This is a genomic window from Paracoccus acridae (genome assembly GCF_014642735.1).
Lineage (GTDB): Bacteria > Pseudomonadota > Alphaproteobacteria > Rhodobacterales > Rhodobacteraceae > Paracoccus > Paracoccus acridae.
Genome location: NZ_BMIV01000005.1, coordinates 125,282 through 148,948, shown reverse-complemented (window position 1 = coordinate 148,948; position 23,667 = coordinate 125,282). Strand labels below are relative to the sequence as shown.

The window sequence follows — 23,667 nt, the reverse complement described above, 5'->3', positions numbered from 1 at the left end:
GCCTAAAGAAAGCTCTGCGGGTCGATGTCCACCGACAGCCGCAGGTTCGTGGGCGGCTTGTGCGGGGCCAGCCAGTCCGCGATGGCGGCCTGGACCGGGGCCTGGCGGGGGGCGTGGACCAGCATCCGCATCCTGTGGCGGCCCCGGATGCGCGCGATCGGCGCGGGGACCGGACCCCAAAGCTGCGCGCCCGCCCGTTCCAGCGGCGCGGCATGGGCAGCCAGGTGGCGGGCGAAATCGCTGACCACGCCCAGGTCGGGGTGTGACAGGATGATGCCTGCCAGGCGGCCGAAGGGCGGCATTCCGGTGGCTTGGCGGCCTGCGGCCTCGGCGTTCCAGAAGGCCTCGTCCTCGCCCGAGAGAATCGCGCGGATCACGGAATGGTCGGGCTGATGGGTTTGCAGCAGGGCCAGGCCCGGCGTGGTCCCGGACATCCGGCCCGCGCGCCCCGCCACCTGGCGCATCAACTGGAAGGACCGTTCCGCCGCGCGCAGGTCGGCGCCCTGCAGGCCCAGGTCGGCGTCGATCACGCCCACAAGCGACAGGCGCGGGAAGTTGTGGCCCTTGGCGACGATCTGGGTGCCGATGATGATCTGGGTGTCGCCGTTCGCGATTTCGGCGATGGTGTCCTTCAGCGCGCGGGCGGAATGGAACAGGTCGGATGACAGGACCGTGGCCTTGGCGTCGGGAAAGCGGGCCGCGACCTCCTCGGCGATGCGCTCGACGCCGGGGCCGATGGGGGCCAGCTTGCCTTCCACCTTGCAGGATGGGCAGGCGGTGGGGATCGGCCGCGTTTCGCCGCATTGGTGGCAGATCAGGCGGTTCTGGAAGCGGTGTTCCACCATCCGCGCGTCGCATTGGTGGCAGGCGATCTGTTCGCCGCAGGCCCGGCAGACCGTGACGGGCGCGAAGCCGCGCCGGTTCAGGAACAAAAGCGACTGTTCCCCCTTGGCGATCCGCGCATCCACCGCCCCCGCCAGCGAGGGCGAGATCCAGCGGCCCGAGGGCATCTCCTCGGACCGCAGGTCGATGGCGGCCATGTCGGGCAGTTCCGCCGTGCCATAGCGCGACCGCAGATCCAGCCGCCGATACTTGCCCATGCCCGCGTTTACCCAGCTTTCCAGGGACGGCGTGGCGGATGCCAGCACCACCTGCGCCCCGTTGATGGAGGCGCGCAGCACCGCCATGTCGCGGGCGCTGTAATAGACCACGTCTTCCTGCTTGTAGCTGCTGTCGTGTTCCTCATCGACGACGATCAGTCCCAGGTCGCGGAAAGGCAGGAACAACGCCGAGCGCGCGCCCACCACAAGGCCCACCTGCCCCCTGCCCGCCATGTGCCACAGCCGGCGGCGTTCCGTGCGGGTGATGCCGCTGTGCCATTCGCCGGGCCGCGCACCGAAGCGGGCCTCGACCCGGTCCAGGAATTCGGCCGAAAGCGCGATTTCCGGCAGCAGCACAAGCGCCTGACGGCCTTGTGCCAGGCATTCGGCAACAGCTTCCAGGTAAACCTCGGTCTTGCCCGACCCGGTCACCCCGCGCAGCAGGGTGGTGCCATAGCCGCCCGCCCGCACTGCCCCGCGCAGGCTGTCAGCGGCGGCCTGCTGGTCGGCGTCCAGCGGCTTGCCGGGGCGCGCGGGATCCAGCGGCGGATAGGGCAGGTCGCGCGGGGCCTGAACCTCGGCCAGGGTGCCTGCGGTGACAAGGCCCTTGACCACCGCCGTGCCGACCCCGGCAAGTTGCGCCAGTTCGGACGGCGCGAAGCTGGCCCCGCCGTGATCTGCCAGGACCTGCATCACGCGTTCCCGCGCCTCGGTCATGCGCGTCGGTGGCGCCCCTCCCGGCACGATCACGCGGCGCGCGGCGGGCGGCTGGTCCAGGTCGGGCGCGCGCGTCGCCATGCGCAGCATCAGCGGCAGCGGCGTCAGGGTGTAATCGGCGGCGCGGGTCAGGAAGTCCAGGAACCGTGCGTCGAAAGGCTCGGCATCCAGTACGCGGGCGACGGGGCGCAGCTTGGCCAGGTCGAAATCGCCCAGGCCCGGCCCCCAGACCAGGCCCAGAACCCGGCGCGGCCCCAGCGGCACCTGCACAAGCTGGCCCTGCGCCACGCCGCCTTCGGGCGCCAGGTAATCCAGCACGCCCACCGGCTCGACCGTCAGGACGCCGATCCGGGCGCGGGCTTCGAAAAAGGCGGGCTGGGTTTTCATCGCCCTTGATAAAACCTCGCCCCGCGTCGGTTGCAAGGCCCGCCCTGCCCCTTTCGGCGGACGGGGTTTTGCGCTATCACCCCAGCGAACCGCCTTACCGGAGCAGGACCATGAAATTCTTTCTTGATACCGCCGATGTGGATGCCATCCGCGAACTGAACGAACTGGGCATGGTCGATGGCGTGACCACCAACCCGTCGCTGATCCTGAAGGCCGGCCGCAACATCGAGGAAGTCACGCGCGAGATCTGCGAGATGGTCAGCGGCCCCGTTTCCGCCGAGGTCGTGGCCGAAAGCGCCGAGGACATGATCCGCGAAGGCCGCCACCTGGCCCAGATCGCGCCCAACATCGCCATCAAGGTGCCGCTGACCTGGGACGGGCTGAAGGCCTGCCGGACCTTTGCCGACGAAGGCCACATGGTCAACGTGACGCTGTGCTTCACCGCAGCCCAAGCGATCCTGGCCGCCAAGGCGGGCGCGACCTTCATCAGCCCCTTCGTGGGCCGGCTGGACGACATCGGCCTGGACGGCGTGGACCTGATCGCCGACATCCGCGAGATTTACGACAACTATGGCTATGAAACCCAGATCCTCGCCGCCTCGATCCGGTCGGTGAACCACATCGTCGAGGTGGGCAAGATCGGCGCCGACGTGATCACCGCACCCCCTGCGGTCATCAAGTCGATGGCAAAGCATGTCTTGACGGACAAGGGGCTTGAGCAGTTCACTGCCGACTGGGCCAAGACCGGTCAGAAGATCGGCTGAACAAAGGGGACAGGTATGGGGACGGAACAGCAGGCGGGGCTGGACCCGGAAACGCGCGACAAGCTGCTGGCCGATCCCGGCGTCATCCTGGCCGACCGCGACCTGATGCGCGCCCTTGTCGCCGCGCGAGAGGCCGAGGTCGGCGACAACGTGATCGACATCCGCGGCCGCGCGATGGAGGCGCTGGAAACGCGGCTCGACCGGTTGGAATCGCAGCATGAAAGCGTGATCGCGGCGGCCTTCGACAACCAGTCGGGCACGGCGGTGATCCATCGCGCGGTGATCGGGCTGCTGGAATCGGCCGATCTGGCGGAACTGGTGGACAGCCTGCAATCCGACATCGCGCCCCTGCTGCGGATCGAGACCCTGCGGCTGGTGGTCGAACCCGACCCCATCATCCCCGGCCTGCCCGAGGATGCGGTCCTGGTGCCCGAAGGCGCCATCGGCCGGATCGTCGCGGCCGGGCGGCGCACGCCGCGCGGCGACGACATCGTCTTGCGCCCGGCCTCGCCCGTCACGCAACTGATGCACGGCCGGTCCGTCGCCTCCGAGGCGCTGCTGCCCATCGACCTGGGCGCGCGCCGCCCGCGCGCCATGCTGCTGATGGGCAGCGCCGACAAGACCCGTTTCATGCCCGCCCATGGCACCGACCTGCTGCGGTTCTTTGCCCAGGTCTTCCGGCTGGTCCTGTTGTCGCGGCTGCGCGGATGACGCGGCCGCTGGCCGTCGGTCCCTTGGCCCTGGCCCCCGCCATGGCCGATGCCCTGGCCCGCTGGCTGGAGGTCGAGGCCGCGACCCGCGACCGATCGGACCACACGATCACCGCCTATCGCGGCGATCTTCTGGCCTTCCTGGCCTTCCTGGGCGGCCATCACGGGCAACCCGCGACGCCGAAATCCCTGGCTGACCTGCGCCAGACCGACATGCGCGCCTTCGCCGCCGCCGAACGGGCGCGGGGCCTGGGCGCGCGGTCGCTGGCCCGGCGGCAATCGGCGGTGCGCAGCTTCCTGCGCTGGATCGGGGACCGCGAAGGCCATGACCTGTCGGCGGCGCTTTCGACCCGCAGCCCGAAATACACCCGATCCCTGCCCCGCCCCCTGACGCCCGACCAGGCGCGGGACACGCTGGACATGGTGGCCCTGGGCCATGACACGCCCTGGGTCGCGGCCCGCGACACGGCGGTGATGACGCTGCTGTGGGGCTGCGGGCTGCGCATCTCCGAGGCGCTGTCCCTGAATGGCGACGACTGGCCCTTCCGCGACAGCCTGACCATCACCGGCAAGGGCGGCCGCCAGCGTCACGTTCCCGTCCTGCCGGTGGCGCGTCAGGCCGTGGCCGATTACCTGCGCCTTTGCCCCTGGGAACCGGCCCCCGGCCAGCCGCTGTTCCGCGGCGTGCGGGGCGGGCGGCTGGCGCCCGGCATCATCGAGGGGGCGATGCAGAAGGCCCGCGCGGCCCTTGGCCTGCCCCCCACGGCCACGCCCCACGCGCTGCGCCATTCCTTTGCCACGCATCTGCTGGCGGCGGGGGGCGACCTGCGCACCATCCAGGAACTGCTGGGCCATGCCAGCCTGTCCACCACCCAGGTCTATACCGGCGTCGATGACGCGCATCTGATGGCCGTCTATCGGGCCGCGCATCCGCGTGGCTAGGCCGGCGGGATTGGGGTCGAACCGGGCCGCGCGTTGCCGCGTTCAGCACGCAGGATCAGAAGGATATCACCATGACCACACATGCGATCTTCAACCGGCCGATGGATGCCCCCGTTCCCCAGGGCCTTGACCAGGCGATCTTCGGCATGGGCTGTTATTGGGGGGTGGAACGGCTGTTCTGGCAGCAGAACGGGGTCTGGCTGACCCAGGTGGGTTTCGCGGGCGGCACGGTCGAGAACCCGACCTATGACCAGGTCAAGACCGGCACCACCGGCCATGCCGAGGTCGTGCGCATCCTTTATGACAGTTCCAAGATCAGCTATGACCACCTGCTGCAACTGTTCTGGGAAAACCACGACCCGACCCAGGGCGACCGGCAGGGTAATGACGTGGGCAACCAGTATCGCAGTCTGATCATGGCCTTCAACGACAGCCAGCTTTCCGCGGCCGAGGCGTCGAAGATCGACTATGACAACCGCCTGGCCGTGGCGGGCTTTGGCAAGATCACCACGCAGATCGTCGGTCCCGCGCCCTTCTGGCCCGCCCACGAGGCGCATCAGCAGTATCTGCACAAGAATCCCGATGGTTATTGCGGCCTGAAGGGCACGGGGGTAGAGGCGTCCATGCCCAACCCGGATCCGATCCCATGACCACCTATTCCGCGCTGACCCATGTCCAAGGCCGCGAGGCCGCCGAAGCCCTGGCCGAGGCCTGCGAGGATCTGGAGCCCGAACCCGTCGGCACCGGCGTCTTCGAGATCGAGGACGGATCGGACCGCTGGGAGGTGGGCGTCTATTTCACCGAAGCGCCGGACGAGATCGCGCTTGCGCTGCTGGCCGCGGCCTTCGGGGCCAATCCCTTCGCGGTGTCCGAACTGCCCGACGTGGACTGGGTCGCCCATGTGAAGCGCGAACTGACCCCGGTGCGCGCCGGGCGCTTCTTCGTCCATGGCAGCCATGACGCCGACAAGGTGCCCGAGGGTGTCGAGGCGCTGTGGATCGAGGCCGCGATGGCCTTCGGCACCGGCCATCACAACACCACCAAGGGTTGCCTCGAGGCGCTTGACCGGCTGGAAGCGCAGGGCTTCCAGCCCCGCCGCATCGTCGATATCGGCTGCGGCACGGCGGTCCTGGCGATGGCGGCGGCGCGGCTGTGGCCGGTGACGGTGCTGGCCAGCGACATCGACGCGGTGGCGGTGGATACGGCCGCGGCCAACGTGATCGCCAACGGACTGGACGGCCGGGTGATCTGCATCGAGGCGGCGGGCTTCGGCCACCAGATGCTGGAAGACAACGCCCCCTATGACCTGGTGCTGGCCAATATCCTCAAGCAGCCCCTGATCGACCTGGCCCCGCAGATGGCGGCGATGGTCGCCCCTGAAGGCCGGATCATCCTGTCGGGCATCCTGGTGACCCAGGCGGACGAGGTTGTGGAAACCTATCGCAGGCAGGGGTTCGACCTGGACCGGCGTGACGATCTGGCGGATTGGTCGGCGCTGACGCTGGTGCGGAAATCCTGATCGGCCAGGGCAGACTTGAAAAACCGGGGAATGCATGCTATCTGACGGTGGCTGATGTTCTTCCTTCGACCTTCTGTCTGCTTCACGGCTTCAGATGTTCTTGCGACGACTGGGCCGCGCCACCGCAATCTCGCGGGTGGCATACATGACAGGAGATATCACGATGGCCAATGGCACCGTGAAATGGTTCAACGCAACCAAAGGCTTCGGCTTCATCCAGCCCGAGCATGGCACGAAGGACGTGTTCCTTCACATTTCGGCCGTGGAACGCGCCGGTCTCCGCGAGATCAAGGACGGCCAGGCCGTGACCTTTGACGTGGAACGTGGCCGCGACGGCCGCGAATCGGCGACCAACCTCGCCCTGGCCTAAGACGCCTTCCGAATGATCCGGGGTGGCGGCACTGGTCGCCTCCCCCTTCCCGGTCCTGGACGCCTTGCGCGGGATCGGATGACTTTCCCCGAAAGAGAAAATTTGATCGAGATTCACTGGGGCCACCCCCTATCCTTTGTCGTTTCGCCCGACGGCGAGACGAAGACCTTCACCACCCTTGAAACCGCGGCCCATTGGCTGGAACGCAGATGGCCGGTCGACGATGTGCATCGCCGCCATGCAGCCCGAATGCTGGACGCCGCCGCCCATTGCATGACCCCTGTCGGTTCTGCACGAAAGGCCTTTTCGGCCGCTGCACGAAGCGCGGGTTTCCGGCCCGTCAACCAGCACTGAGCGAACAAGAAAAAACCCCCTCTGCGACCGCATCGGGGGTTCGTTCGTCAAACCGGGATGGCTATGGCTTAGAAGCCGCGTGCAATCCGCGCAATGTCGCCGCGGCACAGACCGATATCGTCCAGCTCGCGATCCGACAGGCGGTTCAGTTCACGACGGGTCACGCGGGCATCGTTCCACGCGGACAGCATCGAGAAGAAGTTTGCAACGACATTGCCAACGCCCCCAACAGCCAGGCTGCGGTTCAGTTCCATCGTCGACATTTTCATCACCTGTTTCAGAAGTGCCCGACCATCGGGCATTGCTTCATGCAACAGCATATAGGCCGGGCAAACCGCCAAGAGTAGCCGCAGGCGGGGCAATGCCGCTATGCAGAAAACGCAGATTTGGAAAGGGTTAAAAGGACGAACAGGTCGTTTTTCGCCCCCGGATGCCGCATTGCGGCATGATTTTCACTGCCAATCGCCCAGTGTCGCCTGCCACAAGGCAAGTGCCGCAACGGCAGCCGTGTCGGCCCGCAGGATTCGCGGGCCCAGACTGATGCGGCTGACATAATGCAGGGCCGTCAGGCGTGCCCGTTCGGCATCCGAAAAGCCGCCCTCGGGGCCGATCAGGATGGCCCAGGGACCATGCGGCAGACCCGCCAGGGTTTGCGCGGGCCCCGCCATCGCCTCATCCGCCCACAGGATGCGGCGGGATGCGTCCCAGCCGTCCAGCAGGCGCGTCAGCGGGACCAGATCGGCAACCGGGGGCACGAAGGTGCCGCCGCATTGTTCGGCCGCCTCGACCGCATGGGCTTGCAGGCGGTCCTGGCGGATACGCTCGGCATTGGTGAAATCGGTCTGCACGGGCAGGATGCGCGCGGCGCCCATTTCGGCCGCCTTTTCGACGATGAAGTCGGTGCGCGCCTTCTTGATCGGCGCAAAGCACAGCCACAGGTCGGGCGGATCGCGCTGCGGGGCGGTCTGTTCCAGAACGTCCAGCAATCCGCCGCGCTTTGAGACCTGGATGATGCGCGCGGACCAGGCGCCGTCGCGGCCGTTGAAGACCTCGACCATCGCGCCTGGGGACAGGCGCATCACGCCGCCCAGGTAATGCGCCTGCGCGGCATCCAGGGGCACGGGTTGTCCTGCGCCCAGCGGGTGATCTATGAACAGCCTGATCCTTGCCATGGGGCCAGACGCTATGCAAAGCCGGACGGAAAGACCAGACACCGTCATCGACGCGCCCAAGGGAAATTGGGTGGACACGGCCGCCCCGCCGGCCTGGCGGCCCTGGCTGCGGCTGTCCCGCGCCGACCGTCCCATCGGCACTTGGCTGCTGCTGCTGCCCTGCTGGTGGGGGATCGGGCTGGCGATGATGGCCGACGGTCCCCGCTGGGTGGACCTGTGGATCGCCATCGCCTGCACTGTCGGCGCCCTGGTGATGCGGGGGGCGGGCTGCACCTGGAACGACATCACCGACCGCGACATCGACAACAAGGTGGCGCGAACCCGGTCCCGCCCCCTGCCATCGGGCCAGGTGACGCTGCGCGGGGCCTATGGCTGGCTGGTGGCGCAATGCCTGGTGGGATTGGCGATCCTGCTGACGCTGGACGGGGCCGCGATCTGGATGGGCGTCGCCTCGCTTGCTTTGGTGGCGATCTATCCCTTTGCCAAGCGCTTCACCTGGTGGCCGCAGGTCTTTCTGGGACTGGCCTTCAACTGGGGCGTCATGCTGGCCTATGCGGCGCATATGGGGCGGCTGGACGCCGCGCCGGTGGTGGCCTGGGTCGCGGGGATCGCCTGGACGATCTTCTATGACACCATCTATGCCCACCAGGATGTCGAGGATGACGCCCTGATCGGCGTGAAATCCACGGCGCGGCTGTTTGGCGACAACAGCCCACGCATCCTTGCGGGTTTTGCGGTGCTGACGGTGCTGCTGCTGGCGGTTGCGATCTCACTGACGGGTCGCAATCTGTTGATGGGCTTTGCAGGCTTGGCCGGATTTGCCGCGCACCTTGCTTGGCAGTTGCAGAATTTCCAGCCGGAACAAGGGGCTGTGTGCCTGCGGTTGTTCCGGTCGAACCGCGACGCCGGGCTGATCCTTGCGCTGTTTCTTGCCTTGGCGGGGCTGGTCTGATTGCGTGGCGGCCATCGCGCCGCTAGACGACGCGTTCAGGAAACAGCCCGAGGTCATGCCCCATGGCGTCATCCCGCAGGCGGCTTCTGTCGCCGGTCACCTCCATTCTGGTCCTGTCCGCCGCGGGCGGGCTGTGCTGGCTGGGCGCCGAAGCCGCCGCCCGCTATGTCGAGGATCGGTCCCGGCAGGATGTGGAACTGGCGCTGCACGCATCGGGGCAGAACTGGGTGACGGTCACGACCGACGGGTTGCAGGTCCGCCTGACCGGAACCGCCCCGTCCGAGATCGACCGCTTCCGCGCCATGACCCAGGCGGCAAGCGCGGTCGATCCATCGCGGGTGGTGGACCGGATGTCGGTCGCTTCAGCCGATGCCATCACCCCGCCTGATTTCAAGATCGAACTTCTGCGCAACGACCAGGGGATTTCGCTGATCGGTCTGGTCCCGGCCTCGACCGACCGGGCGGGGTTGCTGCGGATGCTGCGCGATGAAACGGCCGCGCCCCAGGTCACCGATCTGCTGGAAACCGCCGACTATGCGGTGCCCGAAGGCTGGGACGCGGCGCTGCAATACGGGTTGCGCGCGACACAAAGCATGACGCAGGCCAAGATCTCGATCCAGCCGGGCAGCGTGACGATTTCGGCACTGGCCGACAGCGCGGATGAAAAGGGCCGCCTTGAATCCGCGCTGCGCCGGGGGGCGCCCAAGGGGATCACGCTTGTCACCGACATTTCCGCGCCCCGCCCCGTGATCGCGCCCTTCACCCTGCGCTTCGTCAAGGATGGGGACGGCGCCCGGTTCGAGGCCTGTGCCGCCGACACCGAGGAAGGCCGGGACCGGATCGTCGCGGCGGCGCAGGCGGCAGGCGTTCCCGACGTGCCCGCCTGCACGCTGGGCCTGGGTTCGCCGTCCGCCGACTGGGCCGATGCGGCAGTTGCGGCCATCGGCGCGGTGGCCGGCCTGGGTCATGGCAGGGTCACGCTGTCGGATGCGGATATCGCCCTGACGGCGCCGCCCTCGGTCCCGCGCCCGGCCTTCGACGCCGCGGTGACCGGGCTGCAGCAAGCCCTGCCTTCGGTCTTTTCGCTGCAATCGACCCTGGAACAGGCCCCCGACGACGCGACCCCGGGACCGATGGAATTCACCGCCACCCTGTCGGACGCGCAGGTCCTGGACATGCGCGGGCCGATCAGCGACGACCGCATGGCGGAAACGGTGGACAGCCTGGCACGCGCCCGCTTTCCGACCGTCCAGGCGGACTTGACCGGCGACCCATGGGTGCCGCAAGGCTGGACGGTGCGCGTCATCGGCGCGATCGAGGCCCTGGACACCCTTCAGACCGGCAGCGTCCGCGTGACGCCCGACCTGATCCGCGTGACCGGCACCTCGGGCGATCCCGGCGCGCCCGAGGCGGCGGCGGCCCGGCTGGGCGAACGGCTGGGACCGGGCGTGCAATACGAACTGGCGATCCGTTACGACCGGCGGCTGGATCTGTCGCTGAACCTGCCTGATGGACCGGAATGCGTCCGGCAGTTGAACATCATCATGTCCGAATCCGAGATCGGCTTCGAACCCTCCAAGGCAGCCATCGCCGGCGATCCCGCCCCCACGCTGGACCGGCTGGCCGCCGTCATGGCCGAATGCGCCGATTACCAGATCGAGGCCGGGGGCCATACCGATTCCCAAGGGTCCCAGGGCTTCAACGCCGACCTGTCGCGGGGCCGGGCGCAGGCCCTGGTCGCCGCCATGGCGGATGCGGGCATCGACACATCCCACATGACCGCGCGCGGCTATGGCGAAAGCCAGCCCATTGCCTCGAACGAGACCGAGGAAGGCCGCGAGGAAAACCGCCGCATCGAGTTCCGGCTGCTGTCGGATCACCCGGTCCGCAGCGCCCCCCTGCCCGCGCCGGTGACGCTGTCGGGCCTGACCACGGAACCCCTGCCGCCAGACCAGCCCGGTTCGGACCTGATCGGCCCCGTCCAGCCGCCCGCGCAGCCGCAGATGTTCGGACCCGAGATGCCGCGCGTCACCGTCGGACCGACCGCCCCCGCGACCGTCGGCGCCAGCGAGGTGTTCCAGACACTGGACGAACGCGAGGAAAACATTAGGCTGCCGGTCCTGACGCCGACGCCCGACACGCCCCGCCCCTCGCCCCGGCCGGACGAAGGCCCCGTCGCCGATTGATCGCGCCGAATGACCGCAAGGTGAACCAAATCCCATGAACCGTACGGAATTCGTCACTGTCACCACGATCATCCTGTTCGGCGTCTTCGTGCTGGGCTGGTTCGCAAGCTGGCTGATCGGGCGCCTGACGCGGCCCAGCCCGGCCGACCTGGCCGATCTGGCGCGGCAGTTGCACGACACCGAACGCGAACGCGACAAGGCCATTGTCTTGTTGAAGGAACGCGAGGTTCGTCTTGCCGCTGCGCAAGAAGAACTGGACGCCGCCATGGAGGGCCTGCGCGAAAGCCGCACCGAGATCGAGGAACTGCGCGACTACATCGAACGCAAGCTGGCCCGGCGGTAAGGCAGCAAGGACGCCCATGACCCGGACCTATATCCTGCTTGCGCTTGCGATCCTGGCCGAGGTGATCGCCACGACCGCCCTGGCCCGATCCGACAGCTTCACCCGGCTGGGCCCCAGCGTGGTGGCGGCCCTGGGCTATGGCGTGGCCTTCTGGCTGCTGTCCTTTCCCTTGCGGGTCATGCCGACCGGCATCGTTTATGCGATCTGGTCAGGGATGGGCATCGTGCTGGTATCCGCGATCGCCTGGATCTGGTACCGGCAAATGCTGGATTTCGCGGCGATCCTTGGCTTGGCGTTGATCCTGGCGGGGGTCGTGGTGATCAACGTCTTTTCGAAATCCATCATGCATTGAGGGGGCGGCGGGAACCGCCCCCGCCTTGGTCACGCCACCTCGGCGAAGACGGTCTTCAGCGCCCGTTCCAGCTTGTCGAAGATTTCGTCCATCTGCGGCTCGGTCAGGATGAAGGGCGGGCACAGCACGATGGACTGGCCCAGCGGACGGCAGATCAGGCCCAGGTCGGTGCAGGCATTGGCAATGCGTTCGCTGACCGACAGATGCGCGTCGAAGGGCGTCTTGGTGGCCTTGTCGCGCACGGCTTCCAGCGCCCACATGAAGCCCACGCCGCGCAACTCGCCGATATGGTCGCTGCGTTCCATGATGGCGCGCAGGCCGGATTCCAGCCGGGGGGCAAGGCGCTTGACGTTGTCCGCCAGGCCTTCGTTCATCACCACGTCGATGGCCTTCAGCGCGATGGCGCAGCCGACCGGGTGGCCCGATGCGGTGAAGCCGTGCGGGAATTCCTCGATCCGGTCGATGGCCCTTTGCAGCCGGTCGGTCAGGTCCGGCCCCAGGATCACCGCGCCCATCGGGAACAGCCCGGCAGTCAGGTTCTTGGAACTGATGATCGCGTCGGGCATGAAGTCATAGGTCTGGCAGCCCCAGGTGTTGCCGGTGCGGCCAAAGCCGGTGATGACCTCGTCCGAAATCATCGGGATGTCGTATTTCCGCAAGATCGGCAGCACCGCCTGGAAATAGCCCTTGGACGGCGGGATCACGCCCCCCGCACCCTGCACGGGTTCGGCGAAAAAGCCCGCGATGGTGTCGGCCCCTTCGCGCTGGATCGTGTCTTCCAGTTCCCGCGCAAGACGCTGGGTGAACTGTTCCTCGGTCTCGCCCGCCTCGCCGTATCGCCAGTAATGCGGGCAGGTCAGGTGGATGAAACCGGGCAGCGGCAGGCCGAAGACCTCGTTATAGGGCTTGCCGGTCATGCTGGCCGACACGGCGGTGACGCCGTGATAGGCGTTCCAGCGGGTCAGGATCTTGCGGCGCTGCGGGTTGCCTTCGGATGCGTGCAGGAACCACAGCATCTTGACCATGGTGTCGTTCGCCTCGGATCCCGAATTCGTGTAGAACACCTTGCCGCGTTCGAAGGGCGACACCTCTACCAGCTTTTCCGACAGCATCACGGTCTGGTCGGACAGGCGCCCGAAAAAGGCGTGGTAGCCGGGGAAGCGGTCGTATTGCGCCTTCGCGGCCTCGGCCAGGCCCTTGTGGTCGAAGCCCGCGACCATGTTCCAAAGGCCAGAATTGGCATCCAGATAGCGGCGGCCGTTCACATCCACGACATAAGGCCCCTCGCCATGGGTCAGCACCACCGCGCCACGGCTGGCGACGCTGGGCAGGTCCGTGAAGCCGTAAAGCGAGTATTCGTCGGCGCGGGCTTCCCAGCTTTGCGGTTTGTTCATCATCGCCTCCATCGGTTTGACCGCAGGCTAGCCGGGCCGCTGCGGGCGTTCAATGGGGGCGTCAGGGACGGCGCAGGCCGATCATGTCCAGTTCCGCCTCGATCCCCGACAGGGGCTGGCCGCGCACCTCGGCCACCAGCGAATCGAACCGTTCGCGCAGCGCGGCCTTTTCCGCGCCCCGGCAATCGTTCCAGGGCCGCCCCTGCAGCGCCATAACCAGGACGTAATACCAGATGAAATGCGGCTTGCTGCCCGCCGCCAGCATGGCGCGATAGGCGTCATGCGCGCCCACCCGGCGCAGCGTTGCGGCATCTGGAATGCCTGCGGCGATCAGCGCCTTGGCGGTGGCCGGGCCGATCGTGTTGATCGTCGTCAGATCGCTGTCCATCGCGCGCCTTTCCAAACCCCCGTGATTCCTGTATCAGCACGCTACCTCCCAAGGACAGCGGCAATGAACGACCAGGCCAATCCCCCGGCAGTGAAAAAGCTTTTCATCAAGACCTATGGCTGCCAGATGAACGTTTATGACAGCCAGCGCATGGCCGAGGCCATGGGCGCCGAAGGCTATGTCCTGACCGAGGATCAGGCGGACGCGGATATGGTCCTGCTGAACACCTGCCATATCCGTGAAAAGGCGGCCGAGAAGCTCTATTCCGACCTGGGCCGCCTGAAGCCGCTGAAGGCGGAAAAGCCCGACCTCAAGATCGGCGTCGCGGGCTGCGTGGCCCAGGCCGAGGGCGAGGAGATCGTGCGCCGGATGCCGCTGGTCGATCTGGTCGTGGGGCCGCAGACCTATCACCGCCTGCCCGCCATGGCGCGCGGCGAGGCGCCCGCGATCCTGACCGAGTTCCCCCCCGAGGACAAGTTCGACCACCTGCCCGCCCGCCGCGCCACCCGCCGTGCGCCTGCGGCCTTCCTGACGGTGCAGGAAGGCTGCGACAAGTTCTGCGCCTTCTGCGTCGTCCCCTATACGCGCGGGGCCGAGGTCAGCCGCCCCGTGGACCGCATCCTGCGCGAGGCCCGCGACCTGGTGGACCGGGGCGTGCGGGAAATCACCCTTCTGGGCCAGAACGTGAACGGATGGCATGGCGCGGGGTCGGACGGCGAATGGGGCTTTGGCCGGCTGATCCGGGCGCTTGCGGATATCGAGGGGTTGGACCGCATCCGCTATACGACCAGCCATCCCAACGACATGGGGGACGACCTGATCGCGGCGCATCGCGACATCCCGCAGTTGATGCCCTATCTGCACCTGCCGGTGCAGTCGGGCAGCGACCGCATCCTGAAGGCCATGAACCGCAAGCATACGGCGGCCCAATACCTGCGCCTGATCGACCGCATCCGCGAGGCGCGGCCCGACATCATGCTGACCAGCGATTTCATCGTGGGCTTTCCGGGCGAAACGGATGGGGACCACCAGGACACCCTGCGCCTTGTCGCGGAAGTCAACTTCGGCACCGCCTTCAGCTTCAAGTATTCCCCCCGCCCCGGCACCCCCGCCTATGACCGCCCCGAGGTCGAGGGCGCGGTGGCCGACCAGCGGTTGCAGGAATTGCAGGCCCTGCTGACGAAACAGCAGAAGGCCGCGCAGGAGGGCATGGTCGGTCGCACCCTGGGCGTGCTGTTCGAAAAGCCGGGCCGGCAGGCAGGCCAGATGATCGGCAAGTCGGATTACCTGCATTCGGTCTTCGTGGACGCGCCCCAGGCGCAGGTGGGCGACCTCGTGTCCGTGCGGATCGTGGAAAGCGCGGCCAATTCGCTGCGGGGCGAACTGGCTGGCTGACATATGCCGCAATCCCGAACCCTTTGCCGCCACGACGATTATCTGATCACCCTGCATCAGCCGGACCGCGTCAGCGCGCATACGGTCGTGATCACCTTCGGGGGCATGCCCTCGGTTCTGGCGGAAAAGGGCTTTGGCACCAGCTTCTGCCTGTCGCAGGGCTGGACCACCATCTATGTCGCGCAGCGCGCCCTGAGCCAGTACCAGGGACTGGATCAGACGTCGTTCCAGGCAGCGGTCGGGCCGGCTGTCGAAGGGCGCAAGGTGGTGTGCTATGGCTCCAGCCTCGGCGGCTATGCGGCGCTGTATTTCGGTGGCGCGATCAATGCCCGGATCATCGCCGCCGCGCCAAAGCTGCCTGCATGGCCACCAATCGCATCCCCAGGGCTGGCCATTCCCCTGACCCACCGGCCGCTGCACGAAGCCGCGCGCAGCATGTCGGCGCCCGTGGTGATCTTCGATCCTCTGGTGGACCATGATCGCTTGACGGTCGAGCAGATGGTCAAGCCCGCCTATCCCGCCGCGCGACTGGTCGAGTTGCCTTATTTCGGCCACACCCTCCTCAACGCCATCGTGGCGGCCGGACAGTTGAAAGGCTTCATGACAGCGCTGATCCAGGATGACGTGGTGCTGCCGCTAGATCTGCCGACCGACAGCAATCCCGGTTGGCAGTTCCGCAAGGGTCAGGCCCTGGCACGCAGCGAACCGCAGGTCGCCCTGCGGCATTTCGAACGGTTCTTCGACCTTTCCCCCTCGGCCAAGAGCCTGTCGGCCCTGCTGAACCAGCTTGTTGCCACCGGCAATCTTGCAGATGCGCAGACATTGCTGGACCGGGCCGCTGCCATGGCGGACCCGGATCTGGTCCTGTCACCCCAAGCCACCCAGCGCGCCATCAAGGCCGGCCTGCACCTTCAGGGATGCGGCGCACCGGCATAGGTTGATCCGGGACCGGCAAAATCCCTGCCCTTCGGAACCGTCCCCCACAGGCGCGGTTAAGCCTGACGCAGCAGGCAAGGAGGCCGGCATGGACGACGACCGGGTATGGAAGTTCGAGGAACGCCTGTGGCGCGCCTCGGAAGAACGCTATCACGAAAGGGTCGATCCCGAATGCGTCATGGCGCTCAGCCATGCGCCCCATCTGTTCGCGGGCCAGGCCGCCGTCGATGCGGTCAGCGGCACCCCCGAATGGGACGAGGTGGCGTTCGACGACAAGACCATATCCCGCCCCGAGGAAGGCATGATCGTCGTCGGCTACAATGTCACGGCCTCCAAGGGCGACACGCGGTTCAAGGCCGCCTGCACCTCGGTCTATCGCCGGCGCGGGCACGAGGACTGGACCGTGGTGCAGCACGCGCAGGTGGTGCCGTCTGGCGGCACGAAGGGCCAGCACTGAAAACGATGCGGCCGGTCCCCAGGAACGCGCGAACATACGAGGGACCGGCCTCTTTCGCATCAGTGGCCTGACACGAAAGTCCGATGCGCCGGGTCATCGCCAAGGGCGATGTCGGACGCTATGATGAAAGACCGGCCCCCAGGAACGCGCGAACAGGACAGGGGCCGGTCTCTTTCGCCTGTGGTGGTGCGCACAGGCGAAAGCCGGGGATCCGGGCGGGGTTATTCCCCGCCGCCCAGACCGTGGACATAGGTGGCGACGGCGCGGATCTCGGCCTCGGACAGGCGCGTGTTCCAGGCGGGCATCACCCCGTAAGGTCCTTCGCTGACGATGCGGGTCAGCGTTTCATGATCGTTGCCATAGAGCCAGACGGCATCGGCCAGGTTGGGCGCGCCTTGGCTGCGGTCGCCCGTGCCGTCCTCCATATGGCAGGCCGAACAGTTGTCGGTATAGACCTGCATCCCGTCGGCCGCCTTGGCGTCGTCATGCGGCTGATCGGAGAGCGACAGGACGTAATGCACGACCTGGTCGATCTGCGCCCGTTCCAGGATGCCGTCGCTGCCAAAGGCAGGCATCTGCGAATAGCGGGTGTCGCCGTCCTGCGGATCGCGGATGCCGTGCTGCAGGGTCAGATGGATGTCCTCAAGCGTGCCGCCCCACAGCCAGTCGTTGTCCAGCAGGTTCGGATAGCCCCGCGCGCCGCCCGCGCCCGACCCGTGGCATTGCGCGCACCAGGTGCGGAACACCGCGCCGCCGGCATTGGTCGCATAGCTCAGCAGTTCCGGGTCGCCGGGGATCGCGTCCAGGTCCACCTCGGCCAGGCGGGTCTGGATGGCGGCATTGGCCTGGTCGAAACGCTCGATCTCGGCCGCGACTTCCTGGCGGTAATCGGTGCCCAGCACGCCCTTGGTCGCCTGGTTGACCAAGGGGATGGCCGGATAGGCGATCACATAGCCCACAGCCCAGACGATCGTGGCATAGAAGGTCCACAGCCACCAGCGGGGCATCGGGTTGTCGTATTCGGTGATTCCGTCCCACTGGTGCCCGGTCGATCCGACCTCTTGCACCAGTCCCTTGCGGGTCGGCTTGCGCATCTTGGGGGCCACCGGCTTGTCGGCGCGGGGGCGCTCGGGGATCTCTCCGACGATCTTGGCCGCGTGCTCGCTGTCGGCCGCGTGGCGCTGGACCGAAATCCGGTTGTCGGGATTGGCGGGATCCAGATGCGGATCGACTGGCTTGTCCTTGTCGTTGTCGGCCATCACCGGCCCTCCTTGTCGTCCGCGTCGGCGGGACGGTTCTCGTTCCTGAAGATGCTTTCGGCGGCGTCGCGGTGGGTCTTGCGCGATCCGGGGCGGAACACGAACAGGATCACGCCCACGAAGAACAGCACCAGAAGCAGCAGCGCCCAACTGTCGGCCAGGCCGCGCAGGAAGCTGTAGGTTTCCATGCCCGCCCCCTTACCGCGTCGGATCCGGCTCGAAGGTCGAGAAATCGACCATCGTGCCCAGCACTTGCAGATAGGCGATCAGCGCGTCCATTTCCGTCAGCTGCGGCTGGCGGTCGAAGTTGCGCTGCTGCGCGCCCGGATAGCGTTCCTGAAGGCCTTCGGCATCGGCATTGGGATCGGCCTGTGCCCGGAAGTCGGCGACGGATGCCGCGATCATCTCCTCGGAATAAGGGACGCCGACCAGGGCATCGGTTTCCACCCGGTCGCGGACATATTGCGGGCCGATGATGCGATCCATCAGGAAGCCGTATTTCGGCATGATGGATTCCGGGACCAGGGCCTGCGGGTCGCGCAGGTGGTCCAGGTGCCATTCGTCCGAATAGCGCCCGCCCACACGCGCCAGATCCGGCCCGGTGCGCTTGGACCCCCACTGGAAGGGATGGTCATACATCGATTCGGCTGCCAGCGAATAATGGCCGTAACGCTCGACCTCGTCGCGCATCGGGCGGATCATCTGGCTGTGGCAGACATAGCAGCCCTCGCGGACATAGATGTCGCGGCCGGTCAGTTCCAGCGGGGTGTAGGGGCGGACCCCTTCCACCTTCTCGATGGTGTTTTCCAGATAGAACAGGGGCGTGATCTGCACCAGGCCGCCGATGGTCACGACCAGAAAGGAAAAGATCAGCAGAAGCGTCGCGTTCTTTTCGAGGATCTTGTGTTTTTCAAGAATTTGCATGGCTCGCGCTCCCTTATTCGGCCGGCACGCCGATGGCGGTCGAATGGGCTTTGGGCTGGCGGGCCACGGTGGCCCAGAGGTTGTAGGCCATGATGATCCCGCCAGCGAGGTAGAGGACCCCGCCCAGGGCACGCACCACGTTCATCGCGAACTTGGCCTGCACGGTGTCGGCAAAGGCGTTGACCAGGAAGCCATGGCTGTCCACCTCGCGCCACATCAGGCCTTCCATGATGCCCGACACCCACATGGAGGCGGCGTAGAGGACCAGGCCGATGGTCGCCAGCCAGAAGTGCCAGGAAACCAGCGACAGGCTGTAGAGGCGTTCCCGGCCCCACAGGCGCGGCGTCAGGTAGTACAGCGCGCCGAAGGTGATCATGCCGTTCCAGCCAAGGGCGCCGGAATGGACGTGGCCGATGGTCCAGTCGGTGTAATGCGACAGGCTGTTCACGGCCTTGATCGACATCATCGGGCCTTCGAAGGTCGCCATGCCGTAGAAGCCGACGGCCACCACCATCATGCGCAGGATCGGGTCGGTGCGCAGCTTGTCCCAGGCCCCCGACAGGGTCATCAGCCCGTTGATCATGCCGCCCCACGAGGGCATCCACAGCATGATCGAGAACACCATCCCCAGCGTCGAGGCCCAGTCGGGCAGCGCGGTGTAATGCAGGTGGTGCGGACCGGCCCAGATATAGAGGAAGATCAGCGCCCAGAAGTGGATGATCGACAGCTTGTAGCTATAAACCGGACGCTCAGCCTGCTTCGGGATGAAATAGTACATCATCCCCAGGAATCCCGCGGTCAGGAAGAAGCCCACGGCGTTGTGGCCATACCACCACTGCACCATCGCGTCCTGCACGCCCGCGAAGACCTGGACCGACTTCGACCCGAAGATGCTGACCGGGATCGCCAGGTTGTTGACGATGTGCAGCATCGCGATGGTCACGATGAAGGCCAGATAGAACCAGTTGGCGACGTAGATATGGGGTTCCTTGCGCTTGATCACGGTGCCCAGGAACACGGCCAGATAGGCCACCCAGACCAGCGTCAGCCACCAGTCCACATACCATTCCGGTTCGGCATATTCCTTGGACTGGGTGGCGCCCGCGATATAGCCGGTCGCGGCCAGCACGATGAACAGGTTATAGCCCCAGAACACGAACCACGCGAGGTTCCCGCCCCAGAGCCGCGCCGCGCTTGTGCGCTGCACCACATAGAACGAGGTCGCGATCAGCGCGTTGCCGCCAAAGGCGAAGATCACCGCGCTGGTGTGCAGCGGGCGCAGCTTGCCGAAGTTGGTATAGCCCTGCGTCAGGTCCGACAGGTTCAGCGCCGGAAAGGCCAATTGGAAGGCGATGACCACGCCGACCAGGAAGCCCACGACGCCCCAGAAGGCGGTGGCGATGACCCCGAAGCGGATCACGTCGTCCATATATTGAGAGGTATCGACCGCGCGCGCCGGTTCATCGACCTGGCGCAGCGACCAGACGAACATTCCCGCCGCCACCAGCATGACGACGATCGCATTGACCATATAGGCCGGATCGCGTGCCATGTTGGCGCCGATCGCGGCCAACAGCGCGATCGAGCCCAGCAACATCAGTTTTACATAATTCCACATGGCTTCCACCTGCGTCCCTTGGCGGGAATGGCCACGCGGCACGAATCGCCGCCGGACAGATCCCTTCGTCGCAGCCGGAATAAGGCGTCAGGGACGCACCAAACCTTGATCTGCATCAAGTTCGGCGGTTTGATTCCGGTCAAGGCTGGGCCGTGGCGAAACCGCCATCCTGGGCCTGCCCGACCAGAGGAGACCGCCATGGGTTACAAAAGCATCCTGACCGTTCTGTCCGATCCCCGCCAACTGCCCCAGCTTGATGCGGCGGCGGCCCTTGCCGCGCGCGAGGACGGGCATCTGTCGGTTCTCGGCCTGGGCCTGGATCACACGCAGGTCGGCTATTATTTCCCGAACGGCATGCCCTATGCCTTTCAGGACGCCATCGACATGGCGATGGACCAGGCAAGCGATCTGGACAGGATGGTGCGGCAGCACCTGGCCCGCTACAGCGACCTTCGCTGGTCGTCCGAGGCCGCCGTGGCCCAGATCGGCGGCATCGCAAATCTTGTCGGAATGCGCGCGCGCTTTTCCGACCTGACCGTCCTGGCCCGCCCTTACGGCGAGGATGCCCCCGGCGAGGCCGAGGCCGTGGTCGAGGCCGCCCTGTTCGAGGGATGCTGCCCCGTCCTGATCCTGCCGGGCACCGCCCTGCCCGCCGATCCGCCGGGCAAGGTGCTGATCGCCTGGAACCAGTCGATCGAGGCCCTGGCCGCCGTCCGCCGCGCCCTGCCCCTGTTGCAATCCGCCGGTTCGGTGGAAATCACCGTGATCGACCCGCGCGGCGGGGCCGATGGCTCGGAACCCGGCGCTCCCCTGGCGCAGATGCTGACCCGCCACGGCGTTCATGCCGACATCACCGTCCTGGCCCGCACCTCTGCCACGATCAGCGAGGAACTGAACCGTCGCGCGACCGAGATCGGCGCCGACCTGGTGGTGATGGGCGCCTATGGCCATTCGCGTTTCCGTCAGGCGATCCTGGGCGGGGCCACCCGCAACATGCTGGAAAAGGCCCGCGTGCCGGTCTTCATGGCGCGGTGAACGCCGCCCGATCAGGCAACCAGCCGCGTCCCGTCATGGCCCGCGATCCGCAGGTCCATCAGCGCGCCTTCCGGCTGGTCGCTGGCAAAGGCCACCTCGGTGAACTGCTCGGTCCGGCCCAGGCGGGGGCCTTCGGTCAGGACGCGATGCGTCCGGCCGACCTGCGCATCCAGGTGGCGGCGCAGCGCTGCCTCGCCCGCCTCGCGCAGACGGGCGGCGCGGTCGCGGATCACCGGACCCTTCACGGCAGGCATCCGCGCGGCGGGCGTGCCCTTGCGGGGGGAAAACGGGAAGACATGCAGGAAGGTCAGCCCGCAATCGTCCACCAGCCTGACGCTGTTTTCGAACATCGCCTCGGTTTCGGTGGGGAAGCCCGCGATGATATCGGCGCCGAAGACGATCTCGGGGCGCAAGCGGCGCGCTTCCTCGCAAAAGCGGATCGCGTCGTCGCGCAGATGGCGGCGCTTCATCCGCTTCAGGATCATGTCGTCGCCCGCCTGCAGCGACAGGTGCAGATGCGGCATAAGGCGGGGTTCGGTGGCGATGGCCAGCATCAGATTCTCGTCCGCCTCGATAGAATCGATGCTGCTGATGCGCAGGCGCGGCAGATCCGGGACCAGCCGCAGGATCCGCATCACCAGATCGCCCAGGCGCGGCGTTCCAGGCAGGTCGGCGCCCCAGCTTGTCAGGTCCACGCCGGTCAGCACGACCTCGTTGAAGCCGCGTCCCACCAGGCGCTTGATCTGTTCCACCACCACGCCCGCAGGCACCGACCGTGAATTGCCGCGCCCGAAGGGGATGATGCAGAAGGTGCAGCGGTGGTCGCAGCCGTTCTGGACCTGGACATAGGCGCGGTGGCGTCCAAAGCCGTCGATCAGGTGGCCCGCCGTTTCACGCACCGACATGATGTCATCGACGCGGATCTTTTCCGTCTCGCCGATCAGGTCCGGGGCGCGCAAGCTTTGCCACGTCTCGGGCTGCATCTTTTCATGGTTGCCGATGACGCGCGTGACCTCGGGCATGGCCGCGAAGGTCTCGGGTTCGGTCTGGGCGGCGCAGCCGGTCACGATCACCGGGGCGCCGGGGTTTTCGCGCGACAGGCGGCGGATTTCCTGGCGGGCCTTTCGGACGGCCTCGGCAGTGACGGCGCAGGTGTTGACGACCACGGCGCCCGACAGGCCCGCGGCCTCGGCCATTTCCTTCATCGCCTCGGTCTCATAGGCGTTGAGGCGGCAGCCAAGGGTGGAAAAGACCGGCGCGCTCATGATGCAAGCCATTCGGGGGTCAGGGTGCCGGTGAAGACATGGGCCGTCGGCCCCTCCATCCAGACGCCGTCGTCGCGCCAGTCGATCATCAGCACGCCGCCCGGCACGTTCACCTTGACCCGCCGCCCGGTCAGGCCACGCCGCGCCGCAGCCACGGCGGCCGCGCAGGAGCATGACCCCGATGCCAGCGTCGGCCCTGCGCCGCGTTCCCAGATGCGCAGCATGATTTCATCGCGGGACAGGATCTGCACAACCTCGACATTGGTGCGCTGCGGGTAAAGCGGGTGATGTTCCATGGCTGGGCCAAAAGTCGCTAGATCGACGGAAGCCGCGTCATCCACGAAAAACGTCACATGCGGGTTGCCCATGCCGGTCGCTGCCGGATCGCCCTCGATGGGCAGGTGGTCGATGTCCACGTCCTGCGCCAAGGGGATCGCCCGCCAGTCCAGCACCGGCGGCCCCATGTTCACCCGCGTCAGGCCGCCGCCCGCATCCTCAGCCAGCAGGATCGCGTGATCGGTGCGCAGGCTCAGCCGGTCGCGACCCGTCTGGTCCATCACGAAGCGCGCGATGCAGCGCGTGGCATTGCCGCAGGCCGCGCTGACGGACCCGTCTGCGTTCCAGAAGCGCAGCCGGACATCCGCGTCCCCGTCCGTCTGGATCGTGGCAAGCTGGTCGAATCCCACGCCCCGGTTGCGGTCCCCGATGCGCGCGATCACCTCGGCCGCAGGCGGCGTGCCGCCCCCGCGCAGGTCCAGGACGACGAAATCGTTGCCAAGCCCATGCATCTTCATGAAGGGCAGGCCGGGGGCGGGTTTGATGCTCATGAGGGGGCATATAATCCCTGCCGGAAATTTCCGCCAGTGGCCGTGACTTTTCCGCTTGACGCCCCCGGCAGCCCCCCATAGTAAGCCCCCCATGTTGGGCCCGTAGCTCAGTTGGTAGAGCAACTGACTTTTAATCAGTGGGTCACAGGTTCGAATCCTGTCGGGCTCACCATCATCAAATCAAGGGCCTGGGCTGAAAAGCCCGGGCCCTGATCGTTTCGCACCCCCATCTTGTCCTTTCTGCCTGCCCCCAAATGAAAAAGGGCGCGCATCGCTGCGCGCCCTATCTCGGTGTCAGGTC

General features: G+C 66.8%; 26 protein-coding genes and 1 tRNA gene. 16 read left to right on the top strand and 11 right to left on the bottom strand.

The window, feature by feature from the left end; all coding sequences use genetic code 11:
* Positions 1 to 2 precede the first annotated feature (2 nt).
* Positions 3 to 2,204 carry a primosomal protein N' gene (locus IEX25_RS09440; RefSeq protein ID WP_188714907.1) on the bottom strand — a complete coding sequence of 734 codons (2,202 nt, stop codon included), beginning with the start codon at positions 2,202 to 2,204 and terminating at the stop codon, positions 3 to 5.
* A 110-nt stretch (positions 2,205 to 2,314) separates the two neighbouring features.
* Here IEX25_RS09440 and fsa point away from each other — a divergent pair, with 110 nt between their 5' ends.
* The 7 genes from fsa to IEX25_RS09405 all read left to right on the top strand — a co-directional run bounded on the left by fsa (position 2,315) and on the right by IEX25_RS09405 (position 6,863).
* On the top strand, positions 2,315 to 2,968 hold the full coding sequence (gene fsa / locus IEX25_RS09435; protein ID WP_103172352.1) for a fructose-6-phosphate aldolase: 654 nt from the start codon (positions 2,315 to 2,317) through the stop codon (positions 2,966 to 2,968).
* A 15-nt stretch (positions 2,969 to 2,983) separates the two neighbouring features.
* A complete protein-coding gene (locus IEX25_RS09430; RefSeq protein WP_103172353.1) occupies positions 2,984 to 3,679 on the top strand; it encodes a DUF484 family protein in 696 nt (231 codons plus the stop codon).
* On the top strand, positions 3,676 to 4,620 hold the full coding sequence (locus IEX25_RS09425) for a tyrosine recombinase XerC (RefSeq protein WP_188714906.1): 945 nt from the start codon (positions 3,676 to 3,678) through the stop codon (positions 4,618 to 4,620). The genes IEX25_RS09430 and IEX25_RS09425 overlap by 4 nt, the downstream gene beginning before the upstream one ends.
* 71 nt (positions 4,621 to 4,691) lie before the next feature.
* Positions 4,692 to 5,270, top strand: coding sequence for a peptide-methionine (S)-S-oxide reductase MsrA (gene msrA, locus IEX25_RS09420; RefSeq protein WP_229665123.1), 579 nt, complete (start codon positions 4,692 to 4,694; stop codon positions 5,268 to 5,270).
* The gene (locus IEX25_RS09415; protein ID WP_188714905.1) at positions 5,267 to 6,139 is read left to right on the top strand and encodes a 50S ribosomal protein L11 methyltransferase; all 873 of its coding nucleotides are present in this window, start codon (positions 5,267 to 5,269) and stop codon (positions 6,137 to 6,139) included. Before msrA ends, IEX25_RS09415 begins: the two co-directional genes overlap by 4 nt.
* 163 nt (positions 6,140 to 6,302) lie before the next feature.
* Complete coding sequence (locus IEX25_RS09410) at positions 6,303 to 6,509, top strand: cold-shock protein (protein ID WP_103172357.1); 207 nt, start codon at positions 6,303 to 6,305, stop codon at positions 6,507 to 6,509.
* A 102-nt stretch (positions 6,510 to 6,611) separates the two neighbouring features.
* On the top strand, positions 6,612 to 6,863 hold the full coding sequence (locus IEX25_RS09405) for a DUF982 domain-containing protein (protein WP_229665122.1): 252 nt from the start codon (positions 6,612 to 6,614) through the stop codon (positions 6,861 to 6,863).
* Between the two features lie 68 nt (positions 6,864 to 6,931).
* Here the strand turns inward: IEX25_RS09405 and IEX25_RS09400 are convergent, their stop codons facing one another.
* Complete coding sequence (locus tag IEX25_RS09400) at positions 6,932 to 7,126, bottom strand: DUF1127 domain-containing protein (RefSeq protein WP_188715058.1); 195 nt, start codon at positions 7,124 to 7,126, stop codon at positions 6,932 to 6,934.
* A gap of 189 nt (positions 7,127 to 7,315) precedes the next feature.
* Positions 7,316 to 8,035 carry a 16S rRNA (uracil(1498)-N(3))-methyltransferase gene (locus IEX25_RS09395; RefSeq protein WP_188714901.1) on the bottom strand — a complete coding sequence of 240 codons (720 nt, stop codon included), beginning with the start codon at positions 8,033 to 8,035 and terminating at the stop codon, positions 7,316 to 7,318.
* Between the two features lie 13 nt (positions 8,036 to 8,048).
* On the opposite strand from IEX25_RS09395, the gene ubiA reads away from it, so the two are divergent.
* From ubiA to IEX25_RS09375, 4 genes are all read left to right on the top strand, one after another.
* Positions 8,049 to 8,987, top strand: a complete 939-nt coding sequence (gene ubiA, locus IEX25_RS09390; RefSeq protein ID WP_188714899.1) for a 4-hydroxybenzoate octaprenyltransferase — start codon at positions 8,049 to 8,051, stop codon at positions 8,985 to 8,987.
* Positions 8,988 to 9,049: 62 nt separating this feature from the next.
* Entirely contained in the window at positions 9,050 to 11,173 is a 2,124-nt protein-coding gene (locus tag IEX25_RS09385; RefSeq protein ID WP_188714896.1) for an OmpA family protein, read from the top strand.
* A gap of 34 nt (positions 11,174 to 11,207) precedes the next feature.
* Positions 11,208 to 11,516 (top strand): coiled-coil domain-containing protein, encoded by a 309-nt coding sequence (locus IEX25_RS09380; protein ID WP_188714894.1) that lies wholly within the window; start codon positions 11,208 to 11,210, stop codon positions 11,514 to 11,516.
* 16 nt (positions 11,517 to 11,532) lie between these two features.
* The gene (locus tag IEX25_RS09375) at positions 11,533 to 11,868 is read left to right on the top strand and encodes a DMT family transporter (RefSeq protein WP_188714892.1); all 336 of its coding nucleotides are present in this window, start codon (positions 11,533 to 11,535) and stop codon (positions 11,866 to 11,868) included.
* A gap of 29 nt (positions 11,869 to 11,897) precedes the next feature.
* Here IEX25_RS09375 and IEX25_RS09370 read toward each other — a convergent pair whose 3' ends face one another.
* On the bottom strand, positions 11,898 to 13,262 hold the full coding sequence (locus tag IEX25_RS09370) for an aminotransferase (RefSeq protein ID WP_188714890.1): 1,365 nt from the start codon (positions 13,260 to 13,262) through the stop codon (positions 11,898 to 11,900).
* 61 nt (positions 13,263 to 13,323) lie between these two features.
* Positions 13,324 to 13,650 (bottom strand): TfoX/Sxy family protein, encoded by a 327-nt coding sequence (locus IEX25_RS09365; protein ID WP_188714888.1) that lies wholly within the window; start codon positions 13,648 to 13,650, stop codon positions 13,324 to 13,326.
* A gap of 63 nt (positions 13,651 to 13,713) precedes the next feature.
* Here IEX25_RS09365 and miaB point away from each other — a divergent pair, with 63 nt between their 5' ends.
* The 3 genes from miaB (at position 13,714) to IEX25_RS09350 (ending at position 16,438) form a co-directional block, all read left to right on the top strand.
* The gene (gene miaB, locus IEX25_RS09360) at positions 13,714 to 15,045 is read left to right on the top strand and encodes a tRNA (N6-isopentenyl adenosine(37)-C2)-methylthiotransferase MiaB (RefSeq protein ID WP_188714886.1); all 1,332 of its coding nucleotides are present in this window, start codon (positions 13,714 to 13,716) and stop codon (positions 15,043 to 15,045) included.
* Between the two features lie 3 nt (positions 15,046 to 15,048).
* Positions 15,049 to 15,981, top strand: a complete 933-nt coding sequence (locus tag IEX25_RS09355; protein WP_188714884.1) for a hypothetical protein — start codon at positions 15,049 to 15,051, stop codon at positions 15,979 to 15,981.
* 88 nt (positions 15,982 to 16,069) lie between these two features.
* Entirely contained in the window at positions 16,070 to 16,438 is a 369-nt protein-coding gene (locus tag IEX25_RS09350; RefSeq protein WP_103172364.1) for a DUF4440 domain-containing protein, read from the top strand.
* A gap of 221 nt (positions 16,439 to 16,659) precedes the next feature.
* Here IEX25_RS09350 and ccoP read toward each other — a convergent pair whose 3' ends face one another.
* From ccoP to ccoN, 4 genes are all read right to left on the bottom strand, one after another.
* Complete coding sequence (ccoP, locus tag IEX25_RS09345; protein ID WP_229665132.1) at positions 16,660 to 17,532, bottom strand: cytochrome-c oxidase, cbb3-type subunit III; 873 nt, start codon at positions 17,530 to 17,532, stop codon at positions 16,660 to 16,662.
* A gap of 164 nt (positions 17,533 to 17,696) precedes the next feature.
* Positions 17,697 to 17,885, bottom strand: a complete 189-nt coding sequence (locus tag IEX25_RS09340; RefSeq protein WP_103172366.1) for a cbb3-type cytochrome c oxidase subunit 3 — start codon at positions 17,883 to 17,885, stop codon at positions 17,697 to 17,699.
* 10 nt (positions 17,886 to 17,895) lie between these two features.
* Positions 17,896 to 18,621 (bottom strand): cytochrome-c oxidase, cbb3-type subunit II, encoded by a 726-nt coding sequence (gene ccoO / locus IEX25_RS09335; RefSeq protein WP_188714880.1) that lies wholly within the window; start codon positions 18,619 to 18,621, stop codon positions 17,896 to 17,898.
* A gap of 13 nt (positions 18,622 to 18,634) precedes the next feature.
* A complete protein-coding gene (gene ccoN / locus IEX25_RS09330) occupies positions 18,635 to 20,239 on the bottom strand; it encodes a cytochrome-c oxidase, cbb3-type subunit I (RefSeq protein ID WP_103172368.1) in 1,605 nt (534 codons plus the stop codon).
* Between the two features lie 198 nt (positions 20,240 to 20,437).
* Between ccoN and IEX25_RS09325 the strand changes: the two genes are divergently transcribed.
* Positions 20,438 to 21,274 carry a universal stress protein gene (locus IEX25_RS09325; RefSeq protein ID WP_188714878.1) on the top strand — a complete coding sequence of 279 codons (837 nt, stop codon included), beginning with the start codon at positions 20,438 to 20,440 and terminating at the stop codon, positions 21,272 to 21,274.
* Between the two features lie 11 nt (positions 21,275 to 21,285).
* Here the strand turns inward: IEX25_RS09325 and mtaB are convergent, their stop codons facing one another.
* A complete protein-coding gene (gene mtaB, locus IEX25_RS09320) occupies positions 21,286 to 22,539 on the bottom strand; it encodes a tRNA (N(6)-L-threonylcarbamoyladenosine(37)-C(2))-methylthiotransferase MtaB (protein ID WP_188714876.1) in 1,254 nt (417 codons plus the stop codon).
* Positions 22,536 to 23,366: a diaminopimelate epimerase gene (dapF, locus tag IEX25_RS09315; protein WP_188714874.1), complete on the bottom strand. Its 831-nt coding sequence runs from the start codon at positions 23,364 to 23,366 to the stop codon at positions 22,536 to 22,538. Before dapF ends, mtaB begins: the two co-directional genes overlap by 4 nt.
* Before the next feature lie 96 nt (positions 23,367 to 23,462).
* Between dapF and IEX25_RS09310 the strand changes: the two genes are divergently transcribed.
* Positions 23,463 to 23,538: transfer RNA gene (locus IEX25_RS09310), tRNA-Lys, on the top strand.
* The last annotated feature ends 129 nt before the right edge of the window (positions 23,539 to 23,667 follow it).

Bases quoted from the DNA above. Each gene is read 5' to 3' on its own strand.
- ccoN (WP_103172368.1), bottom strand. From the start codon at position 20,239: ATGTGGAATTATGTAAAACTGATGTTGCTGGGCTCGATCGCGCTGTTG.
- fsa (WP_103172352.1), top strand. From the start codon at position 2,315: ATGAAATTCTTTCTTGATACCGCCGATGTGGATGCCATCCGCGAACTG.
- IEX25_RS09380 (WP_188714894.1), top strand. From the start codon at position 11,208: ATGAACCGTACGGAATTCGTCACTGTCACCACGATCATCCTGTTCGGC.
- ubiA (WP_188714899.1), top strand. From the start codon at position 8,049: ATGCAAAGCCGGACGGAAAGACCAGACACCGTCATCGACGCGCCCAAG.
- IEX25_RS09350 (WP_103172364.1), top strand. From the start codon at position 16,070: ATGGACGACGACCGGGTATGGAAGTTCGAGGAACGCCTGTGGCGCGCC.
- IEX25_RS09355 (WP_188714884.1), top strand. From the start codon at position 15,049: ATGCCGCAATCCCGAACCCTTTGCCGCCACGACGATTATCTGATCACC.
- ccoP (WP_229665132.1), bottom strand. From the start codon at position 17,532: ATGCGCAAGCCGACCCGCAAGGGACTGGTGCAAGAGGTCGGATCGACC.
- IEX25_RS09415 (WP_188714905.1), top strand. From the start codon at position 5,267: ATGACCACCTATTCCGCGCTGACCCATGTCCAAGGCCGCGAGGCCGCC.
- IEX25_RS09440 (WP_188714907.1), bottom strand. From the start codon at position 2,204: ATGAAAACCCAGCCCGCCTTTTTCGAAGCCCGCGCCCGGATCGGCGTC.
- dapF (WP_188714874.1), bottom strand. From the start codon at position 23,366: ATGAGCATCAAACCCGCCCCCGGCCTGCCCTTCATGAAGATGCATGGG.
- IEX25_RS09400 (WP_188715058.1), bottom strand. From the start codon at position 7,126: ATGTCGACGATGGAACTGAACCGCAGCCTGGCTGTTGGGGGCGTTGGC.
- IEX25_RS09325 (WP_188714878.1), top strand. From the start codon at position 20,438: ATGGGTTACAAAAGCATCCTGACCGTTCTGTCCGATCCCCGCCAACTG.
- miaB (WP_188714886.1), top strand. From the start codon at position 13,714: ATGAACGACCAGGCCAATCCCCCGGCAGTGAAAAAGCTTTTCATCAAG.
- IEX25_RS09370 (WP_188714890.1), bottom strand. From the start codon at position 13,262: ATGAACAAACCGCAAAGCTGGGAAGCCCGCGCCGACGAATACTCGCTT.
- IEX25_RS09395 (WP_188714901.1), bottom strand. From the start codon at position 8,035: ATGGCAAGGATCAGGCTGTTCATAGATCACCCGCTGGGCGCAGGACAA.
- IEX25_RS09375 (WP_188714892.1), top strand. From the start codon at position 11,533: ATGACCCGGACCTATATCCTGCTTGCGCTTGCGATCCTGGCCGAGGTG.
- IEX25_RS09365 (WP_188714888.1), bottom strand. From the start codon at position 13,650: ATGGACAGCGATCTGACGACGATCAACACGATCGGCCCGGCCACCGCC.
- mtaB (WP_188714876.1), bottom strand. From the start codon at position 22,539: ATGAGCGCGCCGGTCTTTTCCACCCTTGGCTGCCGCCTCAACGCCTAT.
- ccoO (WP_188714880.1), bottom strand. From the start codon at position 18,621: ATGCAAATTCTTGAAAAACACAAGATCCTCGAAAAGAACGCGACGCTT.
- IEX25_RS09385 (WP_188714896.1), top strand. From the start codon at position 9,050: ATGGCGTCATCCCGCAGGCGGCTTCTGTCGCCGGTCACCTCCATTCTG.
- IEX25_RS09340 (WP_103172366.1), bottom strand. From the start codon at position 17,885: ATGGAAACCTACAGCTTCCTGCGCGGCCTGGCCGACAGTTGGGCGCTG.
- IEX25_RS09430 (WP_103172353.1), top strand. From the start codon at position 2,984: ATGGGGACGGAACAGCAGGCGGGGCTGGACCCGGAAACGCGCGACAAG.
- IEX25_RS09425 (WP_188714906.1), top strand. From the start codon at position 3,676: ATGACGCGGCCGCTGGCCGTCGGTCCCTTGGCCCTGGCCCCCGCCATG.
- msrA (WP_229665123.1), top strand. From the start codon at position 4,692: ATGACCACACATGCGATCTTCAACCGGCCGATGGATGCCCCCGTTCCC.
- IEX25_RS09410 (WP_103172357.1), top strand. From the start codon at position 6,303: ATGGCCAATGGCACCGTGAAATGGTTCAACGCAACCAAAGGCTTCGGC.